This window comes from Tunturibacter gelidoferens (genome assembly GCF_040358255.1).
In the GTDB taxonomy this organism is placed as follows: Bacteria; Acidobacteriota; Terriglobia; order Terriglobales; family Acidobacteriaceae; genus Edaphobacter; species Edaphobacter gelidiferens.
Genome location: NZ_CP132938.1, coordinates 2,631,585 through 2,651,521, shown reverse-complemented (window position 1 = coordinate 2,651,521; position 19,937 = coordinate 2,631,585). Strand labels below are relative to the sequence as shown.

Genomic DNA, 19,937 nt, shown 5'->3' with positions numbered 1-19,937 from the left:
TTCCGGGTTGCACCTCAATGATTTGTTTCGCGATTAGTAGCCTTAATTAATTCATTTACCATGACGGAAACAGCCGCATCTCCGACCAATCCTGGGATGCACGGAACGACACTTTATGAAATTTCTAGTCACGGGCAGTGCAGGTCACCTGGGTGAGGCTTTAGTTCGAACTCTGCACAGCTTGGATCATGAAGTTGTGGGACTGGATATTTTGAAATCTCCCTTTACGACTCACATCGGCTCGATATCGGAGCGGTCTCTCGTAACGCACTGCATGAAAGAGGTCCAGGTGGTCTTCCACGCTGCCACGCTGCACAAGCCACACATTGCCACACATAGCCGACAGGAGTTTGTCGACACCAACATCACCGGCACGCTCAATCTGCTGGAAGCCGCTGTCTCCGCAGGCGTGAAGTCTTTTGTCCACACAAGCACAACCAGTGTGTTTGGCGACGCTCTTGTGCCCCCTTCGGGACATCCTGCGGCATGGATCACCGAAGATGTAACGCCGGTTCCCAAGAATATCTACGGCGCGACCAAGGCAGCCGCCGAGGATCTCTGTCAGTTATTCCATCGCAATCAAAATCTCCCATGCATCGTGCTCAGGACGTCTCGATTCTTTCCTGAGGAGGACGACAACCAGGAAGTGCGCGAAGCTTTTTCGGATCTGAATTCAAAGGCGAACGAGTACCTCTACCGGCGTGTTGATATCGAAGACGTCGTGAGCGCACATTTGCTGGCTGCAGAACGCGCGCCAGATCTTGGTTTCCGAAGATATATTGTCAGCGCAACAACCCCATTCCACCGCGACGATCTAGAACAGCTACGACACGATGCACCCGGAGTCGTGCGGAAGCGGGTTCCGGACTACGAGGTCAAATACAGTCATCGGGGCTGGAAGATGTTTCCCGGTATCGAACGGGTTTATGTGAACGAACGTCCCCGCGACGAACTGAGATGGTTGCCGCAATATGACTTCACCTCTGTCATAAATAGTCTCAACGCGGGGGTTGATTTTCGAAGTCCTCTCGCAAGAGCGGTTGGAGCCAAGGGCTATCACAACGAAGTATTTTCTCAGGGACCATATCCTGTGGACGACGGATCCATCAAAGCCTGACGAAAACTTTCCGTGCGCCTTGTCGAGTCCTTACCGCAGGACTAAACTCCTCCCATGCGCCGACCTGCTCTGCACCTCCTAGCCCTTGCTCTGCTCCTCCCCCTCACATCTACGATCCAAGCGCAGGACTGGGCCAAGACCCGCCTCGAAGCCTCGCCCCGCCACCACGAATATGTTCCTCTCAAGCATGGCGACCGCACCGTTCAGGCCTTTGTCGTCTACCCAGAGGTAAAGACAAAGGCCCCCGTCGTCATTCTCATCCACGAGATTTTCGGCCTCAGCGACTGGGCTAAAGAGATGGCCGACGAGCTAGCCGCCCAGGGCTTCATCGTCATCGCTCCCGATCTGCTTACCGGCTTCGGCCCAAATGGCGGCGGCTCCGACGCCTTCCCCAATCAGGACGCCACCGTCAAAGCCATCTCCGGCCTCGATCCCGCCGTCGTCACCGCCGACCTCGACGCCGCAGCGGACTACGGCAAGAAGCTACCGGCGGCCAACGGCAAGATCGCTGTGACGGGCTTCTGCTGGGGAGGTGGTAACTCCTTCGCCTTCGCCGCTCACCGCAAAGATCTCTCCGCCGCCTTCGTCTTCTACGGCCCCGGCCCCTCGGACGTCACCACGATCACCGCTCCCGTCTACGGCTTCTACGCCGGCAATGATGCCCGCATCGGCGCAACCATCCCCGCTACCACCGATGCTATGAAGGCCGCCGGCAAGAAGTACGAGCCCATCACCTACGCCGGCGCAGGCCACGGCTTCATGCGCGCCGGCGAAGACCCAGGCAACACAGTCCCCGGAAACAAAACCGCACGCGAACAAGCCTTCACCCGTCTCGTAACTCTGATTAAGGAGATGAAGGCGGCCCCGGTTGCCAGCAACGCAAATCACAATAAGACCGTAGCGCAAAAAGCACAGCCCGCCATCTCCTGCCACACCAACACGAAAGTTGCGAAAGCCAGTCCAACAAACCAACCCACAGAGACAGCTGCAATAATGTAATCGTGGCCGCTGCTCTCAACATCTCGCTTCAGGATCAACTGGACCGCATCACGCAAAACACTCGTGCTCTAGTCCAGCCCGAGCGTCTCGCCATCTCCGAAAAAGCGACCGAAGACCTCTTCAACACCGGCATTGAAGACCGTACCCTCAAAGCCGGGGCGCAAGCTCCGGCCTTCACACTCGAAGACGCCCTCACCCACAAGCCCGTCAGCTCTGCCGATCTGCTGGCCCTCGGACCCCTCGTCATCAAATTCTTTCGTGGGCGCTGGGATCCCTACTGCGTCACAGAACTCGAAGCCTGGCGCGAGCTGCACACCGACCTCCGCAGACACGGCGCCATCTTCGTCGCCATCTCCCCGCAAACTACTCGCCAAAATAACTTCACCCTCGAGCAGCATGGCCTGCAATACCCCCTCCTCTCCGACCCCGGCGCTACGATCGCAGACAAATTTGGGATAGCCCACACCATCCCGCAAGCCCTTCGCAGCTACTACCAGTCCATCCTCATCAATATCCCCTTCAATAACGCCGGCCTCAGCTATCACAACGCCACCGAAGCCAGCTGGCGCCTCCCGCTCCCCGCCGTCTTCGTGATCGACCGGACCAACACCATCATCTTCTCCGAAGGCCACGCCGACTTCCGTGTCCGCCCTGAACCTGCCGATGTCCTTGCAACTCTCGACCAGAGATAAAACAGTTCACACCCTCGATCGCCAGCTTTCCACGGACGGACGCGTCGCTGATTCCTCTAGAGACTTCCAATCTTCCAGCAATATTGAAACCCGATCCCGGCGAGATCTTGCGATATCCTAAGCGTGCGTTTATCGTAGTGATAGTCCGTCTATCGAACACTCTTGTTCGACAACGTCACGGAAAGGGACCCGCATGAGCCTCACCCCCCGCCAATCCATCGCATTGCCCACCGAATCCCTCCCACCCTCTCCCCCCGCAGCTCCCAAACCCACCCCGGCCTCCTCTCTCGACATCTTTACCGGCGACCCCAACTTCATGACCTCGCTCGCTCGCGGTCTTATTGTCATCCAGGCATTCACCCAGCAATCCCCGCAGATGACCATCTCGCAGCTCAGCGTAAGGACCGGCCTCTCCCGCGCCGCAGTCCGCCGCTGCCTCTACACACTCACCAAGCTAGGGTTTGCCGGCGCGGAAGACGGTTCGCGCTACTCCCTTCGCCCGCGCATGCTCACCCTCTCCCAGACCTACACCACCTCGAACACCCTCTCCACCGCCGCTCAGCCCATCCTCGAACGCATGTCCGCCGCTCTCCGCGAGTCCTTTTCCGTCGCCACGCTCGACGGCGAAGACATCGTCTATATCGCCCGCACTCAAGTCAGCCGCGTCATGGCCGTCGATCTCCACATCGGCAGCCGGCTCCCCGCTTACTGCACCAGCATGGGCCGTGTCCTTCTTGCCTATCTCCCCACCGAGCAGCTCGAGCAGTATTTCGCTAAAGCCGTGCTCACCCCTCACACCACCCGCACCATCATTTCAGTCGAAAAGCTCCGCCTCGCTCTGCGCAACGTACGTCGCAACGGCTACGCCCTCGTCGATCAAGAGTACGAGGTCGGCCTCCGCTCCCTCGCCGTGCCCGTCTATGCCGCCTCAGGCCGCGTCGTCGCCACACTAAATCTCAGCGGCAACGCCCCTCGTCTCTCCGTTCTCGAGATGCAAAGCCGATTCCTCAATCACCTTCGCAGTGCCGCCAACGAGCTAAGCGCCTTCCTCAACTAGCATCAGCAAAATTCAAGCGAACGAGATCGCATCTCAAGTCGTCATCTCCGCGAGCTTCACAACCGTTCGCCAGTTCCGCATTGTGCTCACAGTCTTCAGCTTCGAGTCGAAGTAGGCATTAGTCAGCTTTGTCTTCGCCGCCCCAGTCACTAGCTTTGCGTAAATGTCTCTCCCCACCACCACGAACTCGTCCGGCGCTGACCGAGCAGGATCCAGCCCCGCAACTAGATCCGCACTTGGTCGATCTGCCAAAAATAAAACATACAGCATCTCCTCCGCAGCCCCGGCATTCAAGAACGGATTCCCGCGAATCACAGCATTCAGTTCAGCAGCAGATCGCATAACAACAGGCACCTTCAACCCAAACTGCTTCTCCACCTGCTTCGTGATCACTCCGCCCAGCCTCTCGGCAATCTTATCCTCTGCGCAGAAGACGACATTACCACTCTGGATATACGTCGTAACATCCGCACAACCAGTAGCGGCAAACATCTCCGCGAGTATTTTCATTGGCAGCATGTTCTTGCCACCGACGTTGATCCCTCGCAGCAGCGCAACGTGTCGCGGAGCTCTCTTCGACACTCGATCCTTCATCGAAAGCCCCTCCCTAAACCGGAGCCACACATCTCGTAAACGAGACCCCGGAACCGGTCTCAACAATCACACTCGCATTGCCGACCGGCACCACCACAGCCTTCCCCGGAGCTATCTCCAGCTGGCCTTCGCCGGTAATCACAACCCCGCGTCCCGCCAATCCCACCAGGCATCCTGCTCCATCGAAAGCGACAGTCACTTCATCAGCCGAAGCAACATCAAATCGGTCCACAACAAAATACTTTTGCTCAATCAGCCGCGTAAACCCGTCCATCTTCCGAGACGCAACCTTTCCCGCTTGTGTCTTAGGCCTAATCACCTGCAGGCCCTTCTCCAGATGCAGCTCCCTTGGCCGCCCATAGTCATACAGCCGATAGGTCACATCGCTCGTCTGTTGCGTCTCCAGCAGCACCACCCCAGGTCCGATCGCATGTACAGTCCCAGCATCCACAAACAGCATGTCCCCCACTGACACCGGAACATGCTCCAGCAGCAGTTCCATCGTCCCGCTCTCCACAGAAGCCGCAACCTCCTTCGCACCCACACCCGGCTTCAACCCGAGTGCGACCGTCGCACCCGGCTCCGCCTCCAGCACATACCAGCATTCGGTCTTTCCCCGCGTCTCGCCCATAGCCGTCGCCTGCGCATCATCCGGATGCACCTGCACCGAAAGCTTATCCGCCGGAAACAGAATCTTGACAAGCAGCGGAAACTCGCCACCCATCTTCTCCGCAACGGAAGCCAGCGTCTGCCCCGTATACGGTCCACTCTCCACCAGACACTGCGGCCCGGTCAGCCAGGCCTCCCCCACCAACTCGGTCGTTCCAGTCTCTTCATACCAAGGCTTCAGATCGCTCTTTCCCCATACTCTTTCGCTAAACCACGGCTTCAGGCTAAACGGTGCAACTTTGGTCCCAATCGTCATACTTCAAGCCTATCAACTCCCACCTTTGGGTGGCATTACAAAAGTCTTACACCACGTCTCCCTTCGCCCCTGATAGCGTCAGTATTAGCAGTTCATCGGTACCCGAAACACAAGGACAGCGATACATATATGACCCCCATCACCACCATCGAAGAAGCCCAGGTAAAAGCACCCAAGCTCGCCGCCGTCGTTCCGGCCGTCGCCGAAGTTACCCAGAAGATCAAGCAGGATCTGCGAATGGGCCGCGAGCACCAGGAAGGCCGCATCAACTGGATCACCACGATCGCCATGGGACTCTTCCACGTTGGAGCCATCGCCTCTTTCTTCTTCTTCTCCTGGAAAAATCTAGCCGTCTTTTTCGTCATGTACTTCTTCGCGATCAACGTCGGCATCGGCGTCGCCTATCACCGCCTGTTGACCCATCGCGGCTACAAAGTTCCCAAGTGGGTCGAGTACTTCGTCACCATGTGCGGCTGCCTCGCGCTCGAGGGTGGCCCGATCTTCTGGGTAGCCACCCACCGTGTCCACCATCAGAACTCCGACCAGGAAGGCGATCCGCACACACCGCATGACGGCACCTGGTGGGCTCACGCCGGCTGGATCCTCTCCGGTCGCGCCCTCCACTCCGAAACCGCCCTCCTCGGCCGCTACGCTCCCGACCTCACCAAAGACCCGGTCCACGTCTGGCTCAGCAAATACCACTACGTGCCCCTCGTCGTCACCGGGCTTCTCCAGGTAGCGCTCGGCGCAGCTCTCGCACCTGCAGGTCACCACTTTGTAGGCGCTCTCGGCATGGTCCTCTGGGGAACCTTCCTACGCGTCACCATCGGTCTCCACGCCACCTGGCTCGTCAACTCCGCCACCCACCTCTGGGGCAAGCGCCGCTTCGAGACCAAGGACGACTCCCGCAACAACTGGTGGGTCGCCATGTTAACCGGAGGCGAAGGCTGGCATAACAACCACCACGCCCATCCCGTCAGCGCGCGCCACGGTCTCGAATGGTATGAGTTCGACATCAACTACTACTGCATCTGGGTTCTCAGCAAAGTCGGTCTCGCAGAAAAGATCCAGATCGCCAAATTCGATCCGAAGAATCCCAAACCAGCGGGCGTCATCTAGTCCACCGTTCACAAAAAAAGAAAAGGCCGTCATCCAAAAAGGGTGGCGGCCATTCTTATTTCTGCATCCAATATCGACAAGCATCCAACTCCGCACACTCCTCATCCGGAATCGCAAACGCTTCAAGGGCCCTTAGTTGCAATCGCCGACTTGAAAGAGGAAAGATGACGCGCACAATCAAGCTCCTCCTCACAGCCACGACTCTCATCGCCGGCTTCTGCGCCCTACCCGCAACCGCAGCGGCGCAACCTGATTACGGCGGTCCCCCGAGAATTACCTGCTCCTCCGACGATGGCCACAGAAACTGGTGCGATATCGGACCGACTCGCGATCGCGAGGTCCGCATGGTCCGACAGATCAGCGGCTCCCCCTGCGTCCAGGACGACACCTGGGGCGTCGACCGCCGCGGCCTGTGGGTTGACCGCGGATGCCGCGCAGAGTTCATCCTCGGCCGCAGCGAACCACCTCCTCCTCCCATTACCATCACCTGCTCCTCCAACGATGGCCGCAGAAACTGGTGCGATATCGGCCCCGCTCGCGATGTCCGCATGGCGCGACAGATCAGTGGCTCCCCCTGTATCCAGGACGACACCTGGGGCATCGATCAACGCGGCCTCTGGGTCGACCGCGGATGCCGCGCCGACTTCCTCGTTCGCACAGGACCACCACCACCTCCTCCCATCACTGTCACCTGCTCCTCCAATAACGGAGACAGAAATTGGTGCGACATAGGTCCCCGAACCGAAGTCCGGCTCATCCGGCAGATCAGCGGATCTCCCTGCGTTCGCGGCCAGACCTGGAACGTCGACAATCGCGGCCTGTGGGTAGACCAGGGCTGCCGTGCCGACTTCCAGGCTCGCTAGCACGAGCATCAATACTTCGCACCATGTCTCTGACCGAACATCAGCAACCAAAAAACCCGTCCTCCGAAAGGACTGACAGTCTTCTAAATCTCTTCATCCAATCTCGACAAGCATTCCACTCCGCGCTATCCTCATCCGGAACCGCACGTTTCAACATCAGTGGCAATCTTCAACTCGAAAGAGGAAAGATGACGCGCACAATCAAACTCCTACTGATATCCACCCTGCTTATCGCCGGCACCTCCGTCGTAACCACATCCGCGACAGCACAACCTGGTTACGGCGGCCCGCCACCAAGGATCACCTGCTCCTCCAACGATGGCCGCAGAAACTGGTGCGATATCGGCCCCTCTCGCGATGTCCGCATGGCGCGACAGATCAGCGGCTCTCCCTGTGTTCGTGACAGCACCTGGGGCGTAGATCGTCGCGGCCTTTGGGTCGACCGCGGATGCCGCGCAGAGTTTATCGTCGGCCGGGGAGGCCCACCACCGCCACCACCAGCCCGCATCGTCACCTGCTCTTCGAATGATGGCAGGCGAAACTGGTGCGACATCGGGCCTAGTCGTGACGTCCGACTAAATCGACAGATCAGCGGCTCCCCCTGTGTCCGAGACAGCACCTGGGGCCTCGACCGTCGCGGCCTCTGGGTCGACCGCGGCTGTCGCGCCGACTTCCGCGTCCGCTATTGATCGCCTGTTGATCGCCGAACTCGACGGTAGTCACCTGCTCCAAGATGACTACCGTCCAGCTACACTAAGCACCAATGCTTCGTACCATCCGCGCCACCCAGTACGTCACTCCTCTTCGTGAAGGCGGCTCTCTTCCCGCAATTATCGAGGCCGACGACCTTGGCCTCTACGTCGTCAAATTCCGCGGCGCGGGCCAGGGTCCTCTCGCCCTCGTCGCCGAACTCGTCGCCGGCGAAATCGGCCGCACCCTCGGCCTCAACGTTCCTGAACTTGTCTTCGCCCAAGTGGACCCCGCGCTAGGACGCAACGAACCCGACCAAGAGATCCGCGACCTCCTTCGCGCCAGCTCCGGGCTCAACCTCGCCCTCGACTATCTGCCCGGCTCCTCCATGTTCGACCGGGCAGCCGGCGACAAAGCCGACCCGCACACCGCCTCACTCGCCGTCTGGTTCGACGCCTTCACCCTCAACGTCGACCGCACCCCGCGCAATGCCAATCTCCTCAACTGGCACACCCAGCTCTACTTTATCGATCACGGCGCGGCACTCTACTTCCACCACAATTGGCCCGACGCCAGCCGCCTCGCCGACTCTCCCTTCTCCGACGTCCGCAACCACATCCTTCTGCCCTGGGCCACAGATCTGGAACAAGCTGCCGTGCATGCATCCAGCCGCCTCAACCGCCAGGTTCTCACCGAGATCCTCGCGCAGATTCCCGACGAGTGGCTTCAGTCCAGCCATCCCACTCCCGCCGAGGCACGCGCAGCCTATCTCGATCTCCTCACCCGGCGGCTGGCTGCATCCCCCATCTTCACCCAGGAGGCCATCCGTGCTCGCGCCCATCTCATTTGACTATGCGGTCGTTCGCGTCGTTCCCCGCGTCGAGCGCGAAGAGTTCGTCAACGCGGGCGTTGTCGTCTTCTGCCTGCAGCAACGCTTCCTTGAAGCCCGCATCCACATCGACAATCAACGCCTCCGCACCCTCTGGCCCGAGATCGATCTCGATCTGGTTCGCAACCGCCTTGAGGCCTTCCCTAGAATCTGCGCCGCAGACCCCGCTGGCGGCCCCATCTCGCAACTGAGCCAACGCGAACGTTTCCACTGGCTCGTCTCTCCTCGCAGCACCATCATCCAGGTCTCGCCCGTCCACACAGGTCTCTGCGACGCCCCGGCAGACCTCATGGACAATCTCGCCCGACGTTATCTCCTTCTCTAAACCTCCCCCGCTATACTTCCAGCAAGCCATGAACATCACCCGACGCCGCGGAGCCATCGCAACCTTCATCACCCTGGGCGTCCTAACCGTCGGCCTCGCCATCACCCTCAATATCACCTGGATCGTTCTCAACGAGCGCACCGTCGCCATCGCCGTCCTCGGCGTCATTCTCTTCGCAGCCCTTATCGCCGGCGTCGTCCTCAACACCGTCTTCCTCGTCCGCGAGATCCGCCGCAACGAACGCCAGGACTCCTTCCTCAACGCCGTCACCCACGAGCTCAAAACCCCTATCGCCAGCATCCGCCTCTACCTCGAAACCCTCCAGCGGCGCCCCGTCGAGGAGTCCCAGCGCCAGGAGTTCTACAAGATCATGCTCTCTGACTCCGACCGTCTCCTGGCCACCGTGGAGCAGGTCCTCAAAGCTGGCCAGCTCGGGCAGCGCCACCGTCAACAAAACCGCACCCTCATCGACATGCAATCCCTCGTCTCCGACTGCATCGCCATCACCCTCCAGCGGCACCACCTTCCTGCCGAAAGCATCGTCCTCGAACCGATTTCGGGCGTCGTCCGCCTCTATACCCAGGGCATCGCCGAAGATCTTCGCACCGCCGTCCTCAACGTTCTCGATAACGCCGTCAAATACTCCCCTGAAGGAGTTCACATCCGCTGCTCGCTCTCCATATCCAACTACACCTGGGTCGCCCTCCGGGTCACCGACACCGGCGTCGGTCTGCCCGCCAACCAGTTCAAACGCATCTTCACACGCTTCTACCGAGTCCCCGGTAGGGCCATGGCCAAGATCAAAGGCACAGGCCTCGGCCTCTTTCTCGTTCGTAACATCGCCCGTCAACACGGCGGCGAGGCAACCGCCATCAGCCCCGGCCCCGGCCTCGGCACCACCATCTCCATCACCCTTCCGCTCGCCGCACCAGCCTCTTCAGCCATCACCAACTAGCGCACCCTTGTACTCTCCTTCAAGAACTCCTTAAGGAATACGAGACGTACAATCACATCAAAGCTTGTAGCTAATCTCAATCGACTTCGTGATCTCCATGCTTCTGCTCTGGAAATACTTCGCCCTTGGATTCAGCGCGCTTCTGCCGCTCATCAACCCCCTCGGCTCCGCGCTGATCTTCCTTGGTCTCGTCGGCGCTGCACCCATTGACATCTATCGTGGCCTCGCCCGCCGCATCGCAATCAACACCGTAATCTTCTTCGCCGTTATCGAACTCATCGGTTCTTATCTTCTCGGCTTCTTCGGCATTTCGCTTCCCATCGTTCAAGTCTCGGGAGGCATCGTCATCGCCATGATCGCCTGGTCGCTCCTGAATCAACCGGACAGCACCCCCAGCCCAGAGAAGACCGAAGCCGCGGCCCCCGCCGTAACACCTGCAGAGATCGACAGCCTTCAACAAAAAGCCTTCTATCCCTTCACCTTCCCGATCACCGCCGGCCCTGGCTGTATCGTAGTTATGCTCACCCTCAGCGTGCACACGGAACAGACAACTCTCGAAGACAAAGTCCTCGCCCATCTAGGCCTCTTCATCGCCGTCATCGTGCTCAGCGCTCTTATCTATCTGTGTTACGCCTATGCTCCCAAAATCGCCCGCACCATCTCGCCGGCGACCGCGCACGGCATCCTTCGCGTCGTGGCCTTCATTCTGCTCTGCATCGGAGTTCAAATAGCATGGAATGGCCTCAGCGGTCTGTTCACCGAGCTTCTAAAGAAATCGTAACGTCTAAAGTTACAAAACAGAACGGAAGAGAGCCGGACCGGAAACGCCATGACCGAACCCACCGCCCCACTCATCGTTCTCGTAGAAGACGAAGAGCATCTCGCCCAGGGCCTCCTCTTCAACCTTCAGGCGGAAGGCTATCGCACCCATCACGAATCTGACGGCGACGCCGCCCTCGCATATCTCCTCGCCGAAAAAAACAGTCCCGAAGAACGCATCGCCGCCATCATCCTCGACGGCATGTTGCCCGGAACCGACGGCTTCACCATCGTCCGCGCACTCCGCGAAGCCCATCACTACACTCCCGTCCTCATGCTCACCGCCCGCTCCCGCCCCGAAGAGGTTCTCGAAGGCATCGAGGCCGGCGCCGACGACTACCTCGCCAAGCCCTTCGACCTCAACATCCTTCTTGTTCGCCTCAAATCACTACTCCGCCGCACTGCCTGGCAGAACGCCGCAACCCCAGAGACTCCACCGCCCGCCGTCACGGATCAAACGGATGAATACGCCTTCAATCACCGCACCATCCGATTCGACACCCTGGAACTCATCGCACCCAATCGCATCACCCACCTCACCCTGATGGAGGCCGATCTTCTCCGCTATCTCACCGAGCGAGAAGGCCAGATCGTCTCGCGATCAGCCATTCTTGAAGACGTCTGGCGAGTCCACGAAGACACGGACACCCGTGCCATCGACAACTTTATCGTCCGACTCCGCCGCTACATCGAAGACGATCCCGCCGATCCCCAACACCTCGTCACCGTCCGCGGCGTCGGCTACCGCTTCCTCGCCAATCCCTAGGCGTATTTATAATTAAGGAAGTCTTGGCATCAACGTGGCTATCGAATTTGAGGGAGCCATTGAGCATTCCTGACCTGTTCCATCATCGATCGAAGGAAAACACATAACCTTGTCCCATACATCGACACCGGCACTCGGGTCAGACCTCGCCACTCAACTTAGGACGGCCACGCCTGAAGACACTGGTCGACTGGTGCCCTTCATCAATCGCGCCTTCGCCCGCGACAACTATTTCAAGCGCACCGAACGAACCAACGCTGAACAGGTCGCGGAATATCTTCAGAAAGGCACCCTTCTCCTCAAGGAAGATGGAGATGGATTGCTCGGTTTGATATACATCGAGCTGCGCGATAACGACCACGGCTATATTGGCATGGTTGCCGTCGATCCCGGCTGGCAAAGCATGGGAACCGGCAGAGAGTTGATGAAGGCAGGCGAGCAACTCTGTCGCGACCACGACTGCCGTCTCATCGAGATCTCCGTTATCGATCTCAGGCCGGAACTCCTCGCGTGGTATCAGAGACAAGGTTACAAAATCGTTGGCGAAGCTCCTTACATACGCCCTGAAGTTCTCATCCTGCCGTGCCACTTCATCTTAATGGAAAAAGAACTCCGACCCACCAACCAAGAGCGCTAATACTCGTCGCCGAAAGACTGGCAGCAAGCAATCGTTAACGCGCCTCTCTCCACCTCTGCGCCTCCATCGGCGCAAGAATCCGATGCACTGTGCTCAACAACTCCGGCAATCGGAACGGCTTCGCCAGGAAACTCCAACCCTCCTGTTCCAACCGCAACTTCTGCGCGCCATCCACCATCCCACCCGAAATCATCAGTACCGGCAACTCACTACGGATCACCTTCAACTCGCGTGCCAGTTCCATGCCCGACCTGCCGGGCATATACAAATCCGTCACCAACAGATCGATCTCCGGCACGCTGCGAAAGATCTGTGCTGCCCGTTCCGCGTCCCCCGAACTAAAAACCCCATAACCTTCATGTTCAAGGAACGTCCGCGTCAACGCGCGCATATCCGGATCGTCATCGACCAGCAAAATCCTGCTCGGCGAAAGCTCAGCGGCAACACGCTCAGAGGCAAAAATATCTAGCGACATCGGCGAATCATCATTTCTGAATCTCGGTTCTAACTTCAATCCCGTCTCAAACTCCCAGTTTCGCACTCGGCATCAACTGCCGCGCGAACTCACCCCATGCAGTATTTGTCTCTGAAGATGGAGTGCACAATCTCTCTCCGAGTTGCCTCGAGTTCGAATCAGCACCTAACTCCTTCCCCATCAACCAGCAATCCACCGCGCACACGATACACTTGAAACCAGCCACATTAAGCAGCAAACAAATGCGCATCATCACCCGGTACATTCTCCGCGAAGTCACCTCGCACGCCCTCCTCGGCGGAGCCCTCTTTACCTTCATCATCTTCATGCGCGACCTCGGCCGTATCCTCGAGTTCGTCGTACGCGACTCCGCCACTATGGGGGATGTTGCCCGCATCATTGCCTTCACCCTTCCTCCAGCCCTCACCGTCACCATCCCCATGGCCGTTCTGGTCGGCATCCTTCTGGGCCTCTCCCGCCTGGCCGCTGACAGCGAAATCACCGCAATGCGCGCCAGCGGCATGGGAGCCATCGACTTCGTCCGCATCGTCTCCATCGTCTCCGCGGTGGCCCTCGCGCTGGGCCTCTTTAACTCGCTGTATCTCGCCCCACGCGCCGCCTCCGGCCTCATCGCCCTCGGAGAATCTTTGAAGTCTTCGCAGGCCTCCTTCGAGGTTCAGCCCCGCGTCTTCTACGAAGAGTTCAAAGACCGCGTCCTCTACATTCAGGACGTCAGCCCCGCAGCCGGAGCCGCTCTCTGGCATCACGTCTTCCTCGCCGACCTCACCGAGCCAGCCGATCCCCACATCACCACCGCCGACCAGGCCGTCGTCGTCAACGGCGCGCCCAACACGCAGGACGCCCAAACCATCCGCCTTCATCTGCTCAACGGCGGCCAGCACGACACCTCCTCCAGCGACCCCAACCAATACAACATATCCACCTTCACCAGCACCGACGTTCCAATCGAGACCGAAGCCCCCGAAGACGCTCACCTCGGCCGCGTCAACACGCCCATTCAGGCGCTCTCCCTGCCCGAACTCTGGCGCCGCGCTAACGCCATCAAGGCCTCTAGCGGCCACGAATCCTCCGTCTATCGCATCGAGTTCAACAAACGCTTCTCCTACCCCTTCGCCTGCCTTGTCCTCATGCTCGTCGGCGTTCCGCTAGGAATCTCCTCCAAACGTGGCGGTAAATCCACCGGCTTCGTCCTCACCATCCTGCTCGTCTTCATCTACTACTTCCTCTCTTCCGTTGGAGTAGCCTTCGCGCAATCAGGCAAGCTCTCTCCCTTCCTCGGTGTCTGGGGAGCGAACCTCCTCTTCGCCGCCGCCGGAGCCATCCTCCTCTATCAAATGTCCCGCGGAGGCATCGCCCTCAGCCTCGTCTCCACCATCGGCGTCTGGCTCAGCAAACTCATCACCCGCCTCACCAGCAACGGACACGAATCCGCCAACGTCCGCTCCAGATACGACGTCGCCACTCTCCTCCGCCGCTTCCGCAGCATCGTACGCATTCAATTCCCTCTCCTGCTCGACGACTACGTCATGCGCGAGTACGCCACCAACTTCGCCATCGTCCTCAGCTCCTTCTCCACACTCTTTCTCATCTTTACCTTCTTCGAGCTCATCGGCCCAATCTTCAAAAATCGCACGCCGCTCATCACCGTCGGCGAATACCTCGTCACGCTCATCCCTTACATCCTCTACAACATCACGCCCCTCTGCGCACTCGTCGCGGTCCTCGTTACCTTCGGCTCTCTCAGCCGAACCTCAGAGCTCACCGCCATGAAGTCCAGCGGCATCAGCCTCTACCGCATCATTACCCCTGTTTTGGTCGTCACCATCCTCATCTCCGCTGGCCTCTTTGCCTTCGACGAGCTCTACCTCCCCGCCGCCAACCGCCGCCAGGAAGCTCTCCTCTCCATCATCAAAGACAAACCCACCCAGACATTCTCGCGACCCGACCGCCAGTGGATCTCCGGCCAGACCAACAACGCCGGTGAACCCTCCCGCATCTTCTACTACCAGTACTTCAACGCCGAAAAAGATACCTTCGCCAACCTCACCGTCTTCGAGTTCGACCCCGCTTCCTTCACCCTCCAGCGCCGCATCTTCGCCGCAACCGCCCAATGGGACCCCAAAGTCAACAACTGGGTCTTCGACAACGGCTGGCAGCGCACCTTCTCCGGCGAGACCATCGCCAGTTATCAACCCTTCACCGTGGCCACCTTCCCCGAGATCCGCGAGCAACCCGGCTACTTCAAGAAGGAGTACATCCCCTCGCAGGAGATGAGCTACACCGAACTCTCGCGCTACATCACCGACCTCAAGCAGTCCGGCTTCGACACCAAGCGCCTCAGCGTCCAGCTCAACAAAAAAATCGCCTACCCACTGATTACCCTCGTCATGGCCATCCTCGCCATCCCCTTCGCTTTATCCATGGGTAAGAAAGGATCCCTCACCGGCATCGCCACAGCCATAGGCCTCGCCATCACCTACTGGGTCATCGCACTCATCTTCGAATCCCTCGGCAACGTCAACACCCTACCCGCAGTCCTCGCCGCCTGGACGCCCGATCTCCTCTTCAGCATCACCGGCGCCTATCTTCTCCTGCGCACACCGACGTAGCCGTCGTTCGAACAAAAACGGCGTCACCTCGACCCGTTTTTGTTGCTGCTTTTCGCTTGTCATTATTGCTCTTCGTTTGTCATCGTTGCTCTTCGTTCGTAATTGTTTTTTCTTTTCTGTTTGTAATTGCTTTTTTGTTGTCATTCCGCAGCGAAGCGGAGGAATCTGCTGTTGTCTCGAACTCTCCAAATTCACTACCAGCTCTGCCCGCCAGCAACCCGTCGCAAAGCAGTCGACGGCAGCGGACCCACCCGTCCGCCACTCGCCGTTCCTCCCATCAGCCCTCCAGCGCCGTAGCCAGCTTCCCAAACAAGCTCTCCCAGCCCATCCCATGACCATCTCGCGAGCTCTCCGTAGCGAACTGTTCATGCTGCAACCGTATCTCCGTTCCGCCCTCGACATCTCTCAGAAACACCGTCACCATCGAGGTTTCCGTTGGAGCCCAACTTCCGTTCCACGTAAACTGCAGCAGCTCGTTCGGAATCACCCTTAAATACTGCCCACGAACCGCTACTTGACGCTTTCTCTCTTCGTCCGTCATCCCCTCCTTGGCACACATCATCCCCTGCGATAAAACTTCGTAAGTTCCCCCCTCGCGCACATCGAGCGTGGCGCTCACAAAATTCATATCGCCCGGCGCATGCCATTTCTGCAAGATCTCCGGCCGCGTCCAAGCCTCGTAGACCCGTGCCCTGCTCGCCCGAATCACCCGCGTCAACTCAAGCTTCAAAGCGCTTCCGTCAACCTTCTTTTGATCCATCTCCAGAGTTGCCATTCCGCACATCCTCTCCCGGCGTCTCCGCCGTCTCCAGGTAATTCTGGAGGGCATCCAACTGGCCCGTCCAGAATGTTTCGTAGTAGGCAAGCCACTCCTGCGCTGCCCGCAAACTATCCGCATTCAACTGCACCATCCGAAAGTTGCCCTTCTTCTCCCGCCGAATCAAATCCGCCCGTTCCAGCACCTGCAGATGCTTCGACACTGCCGCCAGCGACATGTTGTAAGGCTCTGCAATCTGCCCCACCGTCCTGGCCTCCCGGCTCACGTCCCGCAGAATCGCGCGACGCGTAGCGTCCGAAAGAGCATGAAACACGGAATCCAAAGAAGCAACTGACAATTCAACCATGTGGTTGAATATAATTCAAAAACTAAAACTATTCAACCAAATTATTAAATAGTTTTATACTCAAGGCGAAAATCCTCTACTGTTCACCTCTGTTAAGCGCAAACGTCCTAAACTGGAACCACAATGATTGCAAAGCTCCCCTCGATCGCCCTTTTGGCCGCTTTTACAACCGTCGCCACCGCCCAAACCACCCCAAAAGCAACCACGACCACCCCGCACCACACCACCGCTGCAAAGACCGCAACCACGCCGCCCAACATCCCCAAGGTAGTCGGACTCCCCAAGCCTCTCTACACGCTCAGGTATATCGACACCAAAATCGGCACCGGAGGCCCCGCTGAAGAGCGCAAGTACTACACTGTCCACTACACCGGCTGGCTCACCAACGGCACCAAGTTCGACTCCTCCTTCGATCACCCCGGCGGCGAACCGATAACCTTCCCCTACGGCGCGCACCGCGTCATCATGGGCTGGGACACAGGTTTTCAAGGCATGCATGTCGGCGGCAAGCGCCGCCTCTTCGTCCCGTACCAACTGGCCTACGGAGAATCCGGCCGGCCTCCCGTCATCCCGGCGAAAGCAGACCTCATCTTCGACGTCGAGCTGGTCTCCATGTCCGACACTCCACCGCAGCCAAAGCAGGCTCCCGTTCCTCCAAATGCAGCGCCGAAGCCATCCGAGACACCCGCGCAGCCCTCCGCCACTCCGCCCGCGCAGACCCCGTCCACTCCGCCGGCCAAGCCAGCAACCGATACGCCACCCGCAAACCCGACGTCCCCGACCCCTCCATCAACCACTCCCCCGCATCCTGAGACCCTCTAGCCTCATCTGATCCCAAGGACACCCAGAAATCACTATGTTGGAACGACTTAAACCGCTAGTACCCTACCTCCGGCGATACTGGAAGAATCTCGCCTGGGGTGGGGTCGCGGTCATCCTCTACAACGCCATCAAAGTGCTCATCCCCATCGTCATCGGCCACGCCATCGACGACATGCAGCACGGCATCACCGAAGCCAAGGTCGTCCACCACACCCTTCGTCTTCTTCTCATCGCAGTCCTGTCCGCGATCTTTCTCTACATCACCCGTCAGGTCATCATCGGAGCCTCGCGCGAGATCGAGTTCGACCTCCGCAACGACCTCTTCAGCAATCTGGAACGCCAGGCCCCCAGCTTCTACCACACCACCCGCACCGGCGACATCATGGCGCGCACCACCAATGACCTCAACGCCGTCCGCCAGCTTCTCGGCCCCGCGATCATGTACTCGGCCAACACCATCGTCTTCACCGCGGCCGCGCTGCCCTTCATGTATCGCATCAGTCCGAAGCTGACCTTCTTCGCCTTCGTCCCCCTCCCCATGGCCTCGGTGCTCGTCCAGTACTTCGGCAACCGCATCCACCGCCGCTTCGAGCGCATTCAGGCCATGTTCTCCGACATCTCCGCCAAGGCACAGGAGAACTTCTCCGGCGCCCGCCTCATCCGAGCCTTCGCCCAGGAAGACGCTGAGATCGACTCTTTCGAAACCGCCAACCTCGAGTACATCAAGCGCAGCCTCCATCTGGTTCGCCTCATGGCCATGCTCTGGCCCACCCTCGAATTTGTCCTCGGTCTCTCGTTGATGATCACGCTGCTGGTAGGCGGCCACGAGGTCGTCTCCCATCACATCTCGGTAGGCCAGTTCACCTCCTTCAACGTCTACATGGTGCAGCTCACCTGGCCCATGATCGCAGTAGGTTGGGTCGTCAATCTCTTCCAGCGCGGCACCGCCTCGGTGGTCCGCATCGACGAGCTCCTCAAACAGCAACCAGCCATCACCGATCAGGACGTCACCCCGCAGCAAGTACATCGCTTCGAAAACGCAGAAGAGATCGCCGGCGAGATCGAGTTCCGCAATCTCACCTTCGCCTATCCTGACGCCCCGGCGGTCTTGAAAAACATCAACCTCCGCATTCCAGCCGGCTCCTCGTTAGCCATCGTCGGCCCCACCGGCTCCGGAAAATCAACCCTCGTCGGTCTCATCCCTCGTCTTCACGACGCAGCTCCAGGCATGGTCCTGGTAGATGGCGAACCTATCCGCTCGTACCCACTCGCCGACATCCGCCGGCAGATCGGTTTCGTCCCGCAAGAGACCTTCCTCTTCTCCGACACCATCCGCCAGAACATCGCCTTCGGCAGGCCCGACGCCTCTGAGGAGCAGGTCCAGGACGCAGCCAGCATCGCGCACATAGGCAACGAAATCCTTGAGTTCCCCAAGGGCTTCGAGACAATGGTAGGAGAGCGCGGAATCACCCTCTCCGGCGGCCAGAAGCAGCGCACCGCCATCGCGCGCGCCGTCATCCGCGAACCCCGCATCCTCATCCTCGACGACGCCCTGGCCAGCGTCGACACCTACACCGAAGAGCGCATCCTGAACGGACTGCGCCAAGGCATGGGCACCCGCACCACCGTCTTCATCTCCCACCGAATCTCGACAGCCCGCAACGCCGATCTGATCGCCGTCCTCGTAGCCGGCCGTATCGCAGAGCTGGGAACCCACGAAGAACTCATCGCTCGTAACGGCTACTACACCAGCCTCTTCGAAAAGCAACGTCTGGAAGAAGAGCTCGCCGTAGCCACGTAGCGAGTCAGCTAATTAGCTAGTTAGCTAGTTACTGCAAGCCTGACAAGGAAACGAATCGCATTTCCCAACCGCTGACTTGCTAACTCGCTGATTTGCTGACTTGCTAACTCGCTGACTTGCTGACTAGCTAACTCGCTGACTTGCTGACTAGCTAACAAAACTAAGCCGACCACCCCGAAGCTGCAGCCTCGCTAACAGGCGCATACATCTCCGTCTGCGGAACGAACCGCTCCTCCCGCGTTCTCAGCTCTCGCGGCAACACCTTGCCCGCCTCCGGATCACGCGCCACGACCACCCAGGCCTCGCGGACATTGCGAACAAAGCCAATCACCTCTTCAAACTGCTCCTTCGACTCCAGGTGCGAAGCCTCCAGCGTCATCGTGAACATCGTCGCGTAGAAGTCTGCGAGCGAAGCAGCTACCGTCCCACCGAGATCCGGCCGCAATCGCGCCTGAAGATACGTCAGGATATCGAGCACCTTCTTCACCGCGATGCGACGTCCCCGCACGTCGTCCTCTTCCACACACTGCATCGCGCGATAGAGAAAGCGAATCGTACCATCGTAAAGCGCGACAACAAGTTCGACGCCGGTCGCACCGGACAGACTTTGATCTTGGTAGCTCATCTTTGCTCCTAAG

22 protein-coding genes are annotated in these 19,937 nt (G+C 59.0%); 16 read left to right on the top strand and 6 right to left on the bottom strand.

Annotation, left to right across the window (positions count from 1 at the left end; all coding sequences use genetic code 11):
* The first annotated feature begins 115 nt into the window (after positions 1 to 115).
* The 4 genes from RBB81_RS11815 to RBB81_RS11800 all read left to right on the top strand — a co-directional run bounded on the left by RBB81_RS11815 (position 116) and on the right by RBB81_RS11800 (position 3,865).
* Positions 116 to 1,117 (top strand): NAD-dependent epimerase/dehydratase family protein, encoded by a 1,002-nt coding sequence (locus RBB81_RS11815; protein WP_353073835.1) that lies wholly within the window; start codon positions 116 to 118, stop codon positions 1,115 to 1,117.
* Between the two features lie 54 nt (positions 1,118 to 1,171).
* A complete protein-coding gene (locus RBB81_RS11810) occupies positions 1,172 to 2,116 on the top strand; it encodes a dienelactone hydrolase family protein (RefSeq protein ID WP_183789031.1) in 945 nt (314 codons plus the stop codon).
* Positions 2,117 to 2,118: 2 nt separating this feature from the next.
* Complete coding sequence (locus tag RBB81_RS11805) at positions 2,119 to 2,808, top strand: peroxiredoxin-like family protein (RefSeq protein ID WP_353073834.1); 690 nt, start codon at positions 2,119 to 2,121, stop codon at positions 2,806 to 2,808.
* 193 nt (positions 2,809 to 3,001) lie between these two features.
* Complete coding sequence (locus tag RBB81_RS11800) at positions 3,002 to 3,865, top strand: IclR family transcriptional regulator domain-containing protein (RefSeq protein ID WP_353073833.1); 864 nt, start codon at positions 3,002 to 3,004, stop codon at positions 3,863 to 3,865.
* Positions 3,866 to 3,898: 33 nt separating this feature from the next.
* Here RBB81_RS11800 and RBB81_RS11795 read toward each other — a convergent pair whose 3' ends face one another.
* Positions 3,899 to 4,459: a DUF1697 domain-containing protein gene (locus RBB81_RS11795; protein ID WP_353073832.1), complete on the bottom strand. Its 561-nt coding sequence runs from the start codon at positions 4,457 to 4,459 to the stop codon at positions 3,899 to 3,901.
* Between the two features lie 13 nt (positions 4,460 to 4,472).
* Complete coding sequence (locus RBB81_RS11790; protein ID WP_353073831.1) at positions 4,473 to 5,384, bottom strand: type I phosphomannose isomerase catalytic subunit; 912 nt, start codon at positions 5,382 to 5,384, stop codon at positions 4,473 to 4,475.
* Between the two features lie 129 nt (positions 5,385 to 5,513).
* Here RBB81_RS11790 and RBB81_RS11785 point away from each other — a divergent pair, with 129 nt between their 5' ends.
* The 9 genes from RBB81_RS11785 (at position 5,514) to RBB81_RS11745 (ending at position 12,447) form a co-directional block, all read left to right on the top strand.
* A complete protein-coding gene (locus tag RBB81_RS11785; protein ID WP_353073830.1) occupies positions 5,514 to 6,503 on the top strand; it encodes an acyl-CoA desaturase in 990 nt (329 codons plus the stop codon).
* 164 nt (positions 6,504 to 6,667) lie between these two features.
* The gene (locus tag RBB81_RS11780) at positions 6,668 to 7,366 is read left to right on the top strand and encodes a DUF3011 domain-containing protein (RefSeq protein WP_353073829.1); all 699 of its coding nucleotides are present in this window, start codon (positions 6,668 to 6,670) and stop codon (positions 7,364 to 7,366) included.
* A gap of 188 nt (positions 7,367 to 7,554) precedes the next feature.
* Positions 7,555 to 8,055, top strand: coding sequence for a DUF3011 domain-containing protein (locus RBB81_RS11775; protein WP_179582094.1), 501 nt, complete (start codon positions 7,555 to 7,557; stop codon positions 8,053 to 8,055).
* A gap of 74 nt (positions 8,056 to 8,129) precedes the next feature.
* Positions 8,130 to 8,906 carry a HipA family kinase gene (locus RBB81_RS11770; protein ID WP_179582093.1) on the top strand — a complete coding sequence of 259 codons (777 nt, stop codon included), beginning with the start codon at positions 8,130 to 8,132 and terminating at the stop codon, positions 8,904 to 8,906.
* Positions 8,884 to 9,270 carry a DUF3037 domain-containing protein gene (locus RBB81_RS11765; protein WP_353073828.1) on the top strand — a complete coding sequence of 129 codons (387 nt, stop codon included), beginning with the start codon at positions 8,884 to 8,886 and terminating at the stop codon, positions 9,268 to 9,270. The genes RBB81_RS11770 and RBB81_RS11765 overlap by 23 nt, the downstream gene beginning before the upstream one ends.
* A 28-nt stretch (positions 9,271 to 9,298) precedes the next feature.
* The gene (locus RBB81_RS11760) at positions 9,299 to 10,225 is read left to right on the top strand and encodes a sensor histidine kinase (RefSeq protein ID WP_353073827.1); all 927 of its coding nucleotides are present in this window, start codon (positions 9,299 to 9,301) and stop codon (positions 10,223 to 10,225) included.
* 97 nt (positions 10,226 to 10,322) lie between these two features.
* Positions 10,323 to 11,006, top strand: a complete 684-nt coding sequence (locus tag RBB81_RS11755; protein WP_353073826.1) for a MarC family protein — start codon at positions 10,323 to 10,325, stop codon at positions 11,004 to 11,006.
* Positions 11,007 to 11,054: 48 nt separating this feature from the next.
* Entirely contained in the window at positions 11,055 to 11,810 is a 756-nt protein-coding gene (locus RBB81_RS11750) for a response regulator transcription factor (RefSeq protein WP_353073825.1), read from the top strand.
* A 109-nt stretch (positions 11,811 to 11,919) separates the two neighbouring features.
* The gene (locus RBB81_RS11745; RefSeq protein WP_353073824.1) at positions 11,920 to 12,447 is read left to right on the top strand and encodes a GNAT family N-acetyltransferase; all 528 of its coding nucleotides are present in this window, start codon (positions 11,920 to 11,922) and stop codon (positions 12,445 to 12,447) included.
* A 34-nt stretch (positions 12,448 to 12,481) separates the two neighbouring features.
* On the opposite strand, the gene RBB81_RS11740 is transcribed toward RBB81_RS11745, so the two are convergent.
* The gene (locus tag RBB81_RS11740) at positions 12,482 to 12,922 is read right to left on the bottom strand and encodes a response regulator (RefSeq protein WP_179582087.1); all 441 of its coding nucleotides are present in this window, start codon (positions 12,920 to 12,922) and stop codon (positions 12,482 to 12,484) included.
* A 242-nt stretch (positions 12,923 to 13,164) separates the two neighbouring features.
* Here RBB81_RS11740 and lptF point away from each other — a divergent pair, with 242 nt between their 5' ends.
* Entirely contained in the window at positions 13,165 to 15,552 is a 2,388-nt protein-coding gene (lptF, locus tag RBB81_RS11735) for an LPS export ABC transporter permease LptF (protein ID WP_353073823.1), read from the top strand.
* A gap of 277 nt (positions 15,553 to 15,829) precedes the next feature.
* Here the strand turns inward: lptF and RBB81_RS11730 are convergent, their stop codons facing one another.
* Together RBB81_RS11730 and RBB81_RS11725 are read right to left on the bottom strand one after the other, a co-directional pair.
* Positions 15,830 to 16,327: an SRPBCC family protein gene (locus RBB81_RS11730; RefSeq protein WP_353073822.1), complete on the bottom strand. Its 498-nt coding sequence runs from the start codon at positions 16,325 to 16,327 to the stop codon at positions 15,830 to 15,832.
* Positions 16,293 to 16,643 (bottom strand): ArsR/SmtB family transcription factor, encoded by a 351-nt coding sequence (locus RBB81_RS11725; RefSeq protein ID WP_353073821.1) that lies wholly within the window; start codon positions 16,641 to 16,643, stop codon positions 16,293 to 16,295. The genes RBB81_RS11730 and RBB81_RS11725 overlap by 35 nt, the downstream gene beginning before the upstream one ends.
* A gap of 156 nt (positions 16,644 to 16,799) precedes the next feature.
* Between RBB81_RS11725 and RBB81_RS11720 the strand changes: the two genes are divergently transcribed.
* Complete coding sequence (locus tag RBB81_RS11720) at positions 16,800 to 17,498, top strand: FKBP-type peptidyl-prolyl cis-trans isomerase (RefSeq protein ID WP_353073820.1); 699 nt, start codon at positions 16,800 to 16,802, stop codon at positions 17,496 to 17,498.
* Positions 17,499 to 17,532: 34 nt separating this feature from the next.
* Positions 17,533 to 19,299, top strand: a complete 1,767-nt coding sequence (locus RBB81_RS11715) for an ABC transporter ATP-binding protein (protein WP_353073819.1) — start codon at positions 17,533 to 17,535, stop codon at positions 19,297 to 19,299.
* Between the two features lie 160 nt (positions 19,300 to 19,459).
* Here the strand turns inward: RBB81_RS11715 and fliS are convergent, their stop codons facing one another.
* A complete protein-coding gene (gene fliS / locus RBB81_RS11710; RefSeq protein ID WP_179582082.1) occupies positions 19,460 to 19,924 on the bottom strand; it encodes a flagellar export chaperone FliS in 465 nt (154 codons plus the stop codon).
* Between the last annotated feature and the right edge of the window lie 13 nt (positions 19,925 to 19,937).